The following is a 3,044-nucleotide window of genomic DNA, read 5'->3' on the forward strand; positions in this document are numbered from 1 at the left end:
GGTCGTCGGTCCGGACGCGTCCTGCTCGACGGTTCGGCCGTCGTGCGACCGGGGAACGCCTCGCGGCGACGCCGACGCCCGCGAGCCACGCGGAAGAGACGGAAGGCGACGGCGAGGTAGACGCGACCTCCGAGGACGGAGAGCCGGACTCGGACGCCGAGGACGAGCGCGAGGCGGTTGAAGTCGAGAACTCCGACGTGACCGACGACTCCGATGAGAGCGACGATTTCGAGGAGAGCGACGACTCCGACCCCGACGAGGCCGACCCGGACCGCGACGGCGACGCCGCCGAGGACTCGTCCCCGGCTCCCGCCCCCGACCCGGACACGGTATTCGACGACCCCGTCGCCCGTCGCGGTGGTGTCTCCGGGGTCGTAGTCGCGCCCGGTGACCGCGTCGAGTCGGTGCCGTCGCGCGTGCCGACCCCCGAGGAGTGGGATCGAGTCGATGTCGATCCGGAATCCCTCCTCGGGTTCGACCCGGGCGAGACCGAGTACCGATTCCGCGCGGCCGCGGCGGTCGGCGACGTGCTCTGGGACCTGTGTGCGGCCCGGTACGACCCTTACTCCGTCCCGGTGTTGAAGGGGTACTACACGTGGGACGACTACCGCGAGGAGTACTTCCTCGACGAGGACGGGAACCCGCCGACGGTCGAGAACGAGGAGGGAGAAGCGGAGCCGCTTTTGTTCACCCACGAGGACAAGACCGAGGCGCTCGGCTTCGATCCGGACCGCACCGAGGAGCTGCTCGGCGCGGGCGGGAGCGCCGCCGCCGACCTCGCGGATCTCGTCGACGAGCGCACCGTCGATGTCAACCCCGAGATCGACGAAGACGCGTTCTTCTCGACCGCAGAGGGGGACACCACGCTGACGAACCGGTACGACTTAGAGAAGGCGGTGCCGATGGCGAAGAAGACGCACTTCCGCGAGGAGGAGCGCTACTGGGTGAACAAGCCGTACGCGTTCGTCATCGTCTTCCGGTCGACGAAGGAGAACGAGGTGAAGTACTACGCGGTCCAGCCGTACCGGACGGAGATCGAGGCGGACCTCACGGAGTTTCTCACCGGCAAGCTCCGCACCTCGATCAAGTACGCCGACGAGTCGATCGCGGGCGGCGACGAGGCGTTCCGCGAGGAAGTGATTGTCGAGGAGACGCGTTCGCTTTTGGACCGCTACGGGCTCTACGAGGACGACGGCGACGAGCGCGGGATCGCGGACGCGCTGCTCGACCGGTTCGGCGTCGACCCGAGCGAGGGGATCGCCCGCCGGATCGCGGAGTCGCTGGGGTACGAGCCGCCGGTCGAGTCGCCCTCGGACCCGCCGAAGATTAGCGCTCGCCCCGAGCCGGCCGTCCTCGCGGAGGACGCCGAGACGCTCTCCGAGCATCAGGTCGAGAAGCTGCTGTACTACCTCAAACGCGATTTCATCGGCTACGAGCGGATCGACCCGATCAAGTACGACATCAACGTCGAGGACATCTCCTGTGACGGGTACAACTCCCCCGTCTTCGTCTACCACTCGGAGTACGAGCAGATCATCTCGAACGTCCGCCACGGCACCGACGAGCTCGACGACTTCGTCGTGAAGCTCGCCCAGCGCTCCGGAAAGGGGATCTCGAAGCGGCGGCCGCAGGTGGACGCCACCCTCCCGGACGGCTCGCGCGCCCAGCTCACGCTCGGCCGCGAGGTCTCCGACCACGGGACCAACTACACGATCCGCCAGTTCAACGACGTCCCCTTCACGCCGATCGACCTGATCAACTGGAAGACGTTCTCGCTGGACGAGATGGCGTTCCTCTGGCTCTCGATCGAGAACCACAAGAGCCTGATCTTCGCGGGCGGCACCGCGTCCGGGAAGACGACGAGCCTGAACGCCGTCTCCCTATTCATCCCCTCGAACGCGAAGATCGTCTCCATCGAGGACACCCGCGAGGTGGAGCTTCCCCAGCGCAACTGGATCGCCTCCGTCACGCGCCCCTCCTTCTCCGACGACGACAAGGGCGATATCGACGAGTTCGACCTGCTGGAGGCCGCGCTCCGCCAGCGCCCCGACTACATCGTGATGGGCGAGATCCGCGGCGAGGAGGGTCGGACCGCCTTCCAGGTGATGTCGACCGGCCACACCACCTACACGACGTTCCACGCCGACTCCGTCGGCGAGGTGCTCAAGCGCTTCACCACCGACCCGATCAACGTCTCGAAGACGATGTTCACGGCCCTCGATCTGGTCTCCATCCAGACGTCGACCCGCGTTCAGGGCAAGAAGGTGCGTCGGAACAAGTCGATCACCGAGATCAACCACTACGACGCCGAGAACGACGAGATCAACGTTCAGGACGTGTTCCAGTGGCAGGCCGAGACGGACGAGTTCCTCCAGATGGGCGACTCGAACACGCTCGAAGACATCATGTTCGACCGGGGCTGGAGCCGGGAGCGACTCGACGAGGAACTCCGCAAGCGCCGGGTCGTGTTAGTGTACCTCATCGACCGCGGACTCAACAGCTACGCGCAGGTGGCGGCGACGTTCCAGGCGTTCATCAACGACCCCGAGACGGTGCTCGCGCTGATGGCCAACGACGAACTGGAGCGCTCGCTGGAGGACCTCCGCGAGATGGAGTCCGTCCTCATCAACGTCGACCGCGACAAGGAGGAGCTCGTCCCGCGGCCCGATCCGGACGCCGAGGCCGAGGCGGAGGTCGCCGAGATACTCGATTCGGCCGAAGACCTGTTCGAGCGGTTCCGCGGCGAGGTGCCGGACTCGGTCGCTGACGCCCTCCTCGAAATGAACCACGCCCCCGACGTCGAAGCGCAGCCGACGCGGGACCGGGAGGCCCTCGCCGAAACGGCTCGGGAGGCGGACGCGACAGACGCGACGGACGCGACGGACGCGGTGGGTCTCGACACGGCTGCGGACGCCGTCGACGCGGACGCGCCGCCGGAAGCGACCGACTCCGATCCCGACGCCCCCTCGCCTGATCCCCCGGACGCCTCACCGTCCGATCCCGCGCACGACGACTTCGGGACTGCCGCCGAGGCGGGCGCGACC

At 67.4% G+C, this 3,044-nt stretch carries 1 protein-coding gene; it reads left to right on the forward strand.

Translation table 11 applies throughout. The annotated features are described in order from the left end of the window. Positions 1–197 precede the first annotated feature (197 nt). Positions 198–3,044: type II/IV secretion system ATPase subunit (locus BN903_RS04675; protein WP_394296242.1), on the forward strand; the 2,847-nt coding region annotated here is incomplete at its 3' end.

This window comes from Halorubrum sp. AJ67, assembly GCF_000513435.1.